General features: G+C 35.1%; 3 protein-coding genes and 1 pseudogene. All 4 read right to left on the bottom strand.

The features are described from left to right. Nucleotides 1-98: 98 nt before the first annotated feature. A pseudogene (locus FLACHUCJ7_RS00125) lies at nucleotides 99-224 on the bottom strand (IS256 family transposase); the annotation flags it as partial. A 242-nt stretch (nucleotides 225-466) separates the two neighbouring features. Beyond that, nucleotides 467-2,407: an OmpA family protein gene (locus FLACHUCJ7_RS00120; protein ID WP_180907455.1), complete on the bottom strand. Its 1,941-nt coding sequence runs from the start codon at nucleotides 2,405-2,407 to the stop codon at nucleotides 467-469. A 2-nt stretch (nucleotides 2,408-2,409) separates the two neighbouring features. Continuing rightward, nucleotides 2,410-3,318 (bottom strand): PorP/SprF family type IX secretion system membrane protein, encoded by a 909-nt coding sequence (locus tag FLACHUCJ7_RS00115; RefSeq protein WP_180907454.1) that lies wholly within the window; start codon nucleotides 3,316-3,318, stop codon nucleotides 2,410-2,412. Between the two features lie 59 nt (nucleotides 3,319-3,377). Beyond that, nucleotides 3,378-6,000, bottom strand: a 2,623-nt coding sequence (locus FLACHUCJ7_RS00110) for a gliding motility-associated C-terminal domain-containing protein (RefSeq protein ID WP_180907453.1), incomplete at its 5' end; no start/stop codon positions are given.

Here is a 6,000-nt window from a genome sequence, read left to right as displayed (position 1 = left end):
CTGCAATATAATAGATTTCGGACAGCAATGACCTTTCGTATTCATGAGTTAACAAGTTAAAAAAGGCAAAGTTAAAACGTAGCTAGATGCGACAGAACCTCTAATTCTCCATTTAGAATTGCTTCAAATCCTCTTTTTTGAAGTTCGGCAAGAAAACCATTAAGGTCTTCACCTGTTTTGAATTGCTTTAAGAATTCATCCGATAATAAATCTTCTTTTTTCATAAGACTGTGTAAATTTTAAAATTAATCAAAAAAATAATGGGGTTTTTAAACCCCATTATTTTTTACTTACACAGTTAGTGAGACACTACCTCTTCTAAAAAAAAGTTCGACATTTGTTCGGGCATGGCTACTACGAAAAAAGCTTCAGAGAAATCTGAAGCTTTTTTGTTTTATCAGTTAGTGAGACACTACCAGTAGACACTGTCCTTACATCCTTTCAATACTAAAATTAAATTAGAGAATTAGTTCATTGAAATAATTACAAACTCACTTCTTCTGTTCAACTGATGCTCTTCCTCTGTACAATCTACATCATCTGAACATCTGTTAATCAATTTGCTTTCACCATATCCTCTCCCTGTTAGTCTTTTTGCATTAATTCCTCTTTTCACAAACCATTCAATAGTTGCTTTGGCCCTTCTGTCAGATAACAGCATATTGTATTTTTTGGTTTGTCTGCTATCGGTATGAGAACGAACATCAATTTTCATATTTGGATACTGTTTCATAACAGCTGCTATTTTCTCTAATTCAAAAGCAGCATCTTTACGAATAAACGATTGATCTAAATCAAAATAAATAATAGGAATGTTTAAGGTTTTGGCTAAATCTGTTCCAATACCAATTTCCTTAACTTGTTTTTCTAATTTAACATCCAGTTCTGATTTATCAATTGATGGCTGAATGGTGATAACACTTTCATTTGTTTCGTAATCTTTCTTTGCTACTCTTACATGATACGTTTTATTACACTTCACATCAAAATTATAAGTCCCATCTGCAGCAGAAATTACTTCTGCAATTTGTTGAAACTTGTCGTCAAGTAAAGTTACCTTTGCCTCGCTTAAAACTTCATTGATATCAGAATCTTTTATGGTTCCAAATAATTTCTTTTCGCAATCCAGTTTTCTTGTTTCTGAAAATTTATAAATATCATCACTTCCTTTTCCTCCTTCTTTATTTGATGAGAAAAATCCCTTTCTTGTACTACTTTCAATGATGAAAGCAAAATCATCAAACTTAGTATTTACCGGTTCTCCGATATTTTGAACCTCATAAAAACCTGAATCAGCTTTAATTTTTGCTACAAATATATCCAGACCTCCTAAGCCCGGGCGTCCATCACTGGCAAAATAAAGTTCGTTATCTCCTGATACAAAAGGAAATGTCTCTCTTCCCTCGGTGTTAATTGCAGGTCCCAGATTTTGGGGCTTGCCAAATGTACCATCTGATTTAATTTCAACACTATACAAGTCAGATTGTCCTAAACTTCCCGGCATATCAGATGCAAAATATAACGTCTTCTGGTCTGCACTCAAAGCAGGATGAGCAACACTAAACTGATCACTATTAAAAGGTAATTCTGTAATATTGGTCCATTTATCATTTACAAAATCTGCTTTATAGAGCTTTAGTAAAGTAATTCTCTTACTGTCTTTTCCTTTTTTTCCGCTCAAAAAGTTATTTCTTGTAAAGTACATCGTCTTTCCGTCTTTGGTAAAAACGGGAGTTGATTCATTTAATTTTGAATTTATCTTTTTCTCAAATCGAACCGGATTTTCTAAACTGCCATCTGATTTTAATTCTGCAGCATATAAATTCGTAAAAGACTTATTAGTCCATTTAAATGTTTTACGTGCTACAATACCTGTATCTCTCGCAGAAGCGAATACTAGCTTATTATTAAAAATCGTACTGCCATAATCTGATTGTCTGGAATTAATTCCGATATCTGATATTTCAAATCTTCCGGAATTCAATTTTATTTGTTCCAGATAGTTTTTATTATTTTCAAACAGAACTCCTCTTATATCTGTCTTATTTTTTTGATTAAAAACCTCAAGCATTATGTCTGATTTAGCATAATCTCCAATGGATTTTAGAGATTGTGCATATCTATAAAAGTATTCCGGTTCCTGCTCCTGGTTCAAAGAGAATAGGGCGTCATACCATTTCACAGCCTTTGTAAGTTCAGCATTAAAATAATAAGCGTTTCCCAGTCTCTGAAACATTTTTTCATCCTTATACCCGCTTTCGGCCACTTTCTCATAAATCGAAATAGCATCTACATAGGCATATTGATTGTAGTTTTTTTCTGCTCTGTTCAAAACTGCTTTTTGAGCCATTCCGTTAAAACAGATAAAAGGTAAAAACACAGTGTAAATTATTTTTTTAATTTTCATAATTAAAAGAATCTTGGTGAAGTTATTCGTCCATGTTTGTTTAAGAATTCAAACCGCAAAAATATCTCGTGCGATCCTGAATTATAATTGACCAGTTTTGTTGTCTCACGATCGTAAGCATAACCTAAATACAAACTGTCCGTAATCTGAAATCCGGCCAATGCACTTACAGAAGCACTCCATCTGTAAGCAACACCAATTACAAATTTGTCGTTAAACATAAAATTTGCAGAGCCATCAATTTGCAGAGGTGCTCCTTCAACCATTTTAGTTAACAAAGCCGGTTTGAATTTTATGGTTTCATAATGATCTAAATCAAATACATAACCTGCAATAAGGTAATAGTTTATCTGATCTTTGAATATGGCTACTTCGTTATCATCATAACGATTGGTCTGAATGAAATTGGGTACCGATAAACCTATGTAAGCTTTGTCTGTATGCCAATAAATACCGGCTCCAATATTTGGTGAAAATTTATTTTTGAAGTTCTGAAACTGCGAATCTCCCTGATTTTCCTGTTTCAGTTTACTTGGATCAAGGTTAAATAAATTTGCAGATCCTTTTATACCAAAAGACAGTTTTGCTGTTGCCGATGTAGGTATAGAGTATGAAAAATCTGCTGATATATTATTTTCATTTGTTGGACCTATTTTATCATTTACTAAAGAAACTCCTAACCCTACATTATCCCCTAAAGGTGTATTTACTGAAAAGCTGCTCGTTTCCGGTGCTCCATCTAAACCCACCCATTGTGTACGATACATTCCAAAAACACTCAAATTTCCTCTGGATCCTGCATAAGCCGGATTTATATTAATAGTATTATACATGTATTGTGTAAACTGTGCATCCTGCTGTGCAAAACCTGCAACCGAACAAAACAATAAAACTAAAAGTAATTTTTTCATTTATTTCATTTTTAAATAATGGCTTAGCCTTGACTAAGCCATTTTAATTGTACAGAATATTATTTGGTCAGGTATAAATACCCTGCTTTCTGATGTGGGTTAGACTGCATATCTTTATACTTGATAATGTAATAATAAGTACCTTCAGGCAATCCGTTTGAGTCTTTAACAGTAACACGTCCTTCTGAAATACCTCTAAAAGCGATGTCGTTATTATTGTAATGCTGTCTTTCATACACTAAAACTCCCCAACGATTGTAAATCTGTACCGTATTATCGGGATAACATTCTATACCTTGTACATAGAATCTTTCATTCTTATTGTCACCGTTTACAGAAACAGCGTTAAATATTTCGATTACGCAACCACTTAATTCCAGAACTGTTGGCTTGTCGCCATCAGAATCACTGTAATCTGATTTATCTAAAACAATGATTCCACTTTTGGTGATACCTGTTACTGTTGCCTGATTGCTTATACTTCCGGCATTTACATCTGCCTGTGTTAAAGTATAAGTTCCGGTAATTGAAGAATTATCTGTTTGACCAACTCCTAAACTAATTGGATTTCCACTCATAACAATTCCTGGTAAAGGATCAGAAACTAATATATTTTCAAGATCTGTATTACCGTTATTGGTTATAGAAAAACTATACGTTAAGGTCTCTCCTGCTTCAGCATATCCATTTTTATTCGTATCATTCAACACAACTGTTTTAACAATGGCAATTGCCGGAACTTCAACAAAAATCTTAACCGTTGCTGTACTACAATTTGTATTTGGATTCGTTCTTTCACATATTTCGTATGTTAAAGTATAATCCCCTCCTTTTGTACCTGGAGCTACATCAATTGTTCCGTCAGCATTCAGCATAATTCCTGCCGGAAGATTTAATCCTTTTAAAATAACATCTGAAGCGTTAACCGGAATTCCGTTTAATTTATCATTATCTAAAACATTTACTACTTCTAACGCTCCGTTAAGTCCGTCTGCCAACGTTACATCGTCTTCATTCTCTGCCTGAATGCTAAATGTTGGCATAGCATTACATCCTGATGTCGCAGCTGGGTAATTAACAACTACAGATTTAGTCGGGTTTAATGTAAATTGCATTGTAACTGCCGGTCTTGTTAATTCAAAACCATCGTTTCTTGCTATCCACTGACCATTTACCAAAATCCATCCCGGCCAGTCTATTGGATTATTATTACTGTCAACAATTGCTCCCGGCCATAATACATTACCACTTAATGGCATATTGTTTTGAGTCGCTACAACATTATTAGCACTATCTATCCAGTTAATTGTTAACAATCCTGTTGGAGTGAAATTATCTGCTGTCACATTATAAGTAACATAAGGTGTATTCTTATCACAATAACTACTTGCTGTTATTGTCATGGTTGGCGCAACAACTGTAACGGAAACTAGAGCAGAACTACAATTTCCAGGGTTTGCTTTTTCACAAATTTCATATGTCAGATAATATGTCCCTGGCAGTGCATTTGGAATCAACTCTATTGAACCATCTGCTTTTAGTGTTAATACTCCATTTGGATCTGGTATCACTACCTTTAAATCAAGATCTGCAATTAGTGCCGTACTATTGTTAAAAGTATCGTTATCAAGTATATTTAAGACTTTTACAATCTTATCAATTCCAACAACATCAAGTATAGGATCTGCAACTGCACTTATTTGCGTTTTTTCTACTACTATTTTTATTGTTGCCGGTGTAGCATCCATTGCCCCATTATTATCTGTAGCCGTAAAAGTGAATAAATCCTCACCTGAAAATGCTCCACTAGGATCATACGTAAGTGTGCCTGCTTCTAAAGGTGTCAATATCTGATTTATAACTATTGGTGTTCCTGATAAGGCTAAAGTTCCATTAACCGGCAAACTTAAAATAGTATAATTTACAATTGTTCCGTCAGTATCTGTTGCAATTAAAGCGTTTATTGGTGTTGCCCCCGCTCTTGAAGGAATACTTGCATTAATATCGTCATGAGCTGCTGGTGGATTATTCGCAATCGGAATTATTACAGTTGCATCCGATAAAGCTACAGCACCTAGATCATCAGTTGCTGTAAATTTAAAGCTGTCATTACCAGTAAATGTTCCGTTTGGATCATAAGTAAGCATTGTTGCTTCAGCAGGTGTTAAAATCTGATTGGCTGTTACAGCTAATCCTGATAAAGCTAAAACTCCATGAGATGGTAATGTTAAAACTGTATAACCTGCAATTGTTCCATCAATATCTGTCGCTGTTAAAGCATTGATTGCCGTTGCTGCTGATGTTGATGGAATACTATCATTAGTGTCATCGTTTGCAACTGGCGCGTCATTGACCGGAGTAACTGTAATCAATTCGTTGGCTGTAGCTGTAGCAGTTCCGTCTGTAATCACATACGGAATACTGATCGCGGTAGCCGAATTAAAGTTCGCTGAAGGGGTAAACGTGATTACGCCCGTAGCGGAGATATTTACTGTTCCATTGGTAACAGCTATTGTCTGAACACCTCCGGTTAAAGTTGTTCCGTTGATAGACGTAATGGTCAGCGTATCGCCGTCAGCATCCGTATCCAGTGCCAATGGGGTCAATGTCACTGTACCATCTTCGGCAACAGTGTAGATATCGTTTACAGCAACTGGCGCGTCATTGACTGCCGTTACGGTA

This window comes from Flavobacterium salmonis (assembly GCF_903819435.1).
Lineage (GTDB): Bacteria > Bacteroidota > Bacteroidia > Flavobacteriales > Flavobacteriaceae > Flavobacterium > Flavobacterium chungangense.
This window is presented reverse-complemented; position numbering and strand designations above follow the sequence as displayed.

Bases quoted from the DNA above. Each gene is read 5' to 3' on its own strand.
- FLACHUCJ7_RS00120 (WP_180907455.1), bottom strand. From the start codon at position 2,407: ATGAAAATTAAAAAAATAATTTACACTGTGTTTTTACCTTTTATCTGT.
- FLACHUCJ7_RS00115 (WP_180907454.1), bottom strand. From the start codon at position 3,318: ATGAAAAAATTACTTTTAGTTTTATTGTTTTGTTCGGTTGCAGGTTTT.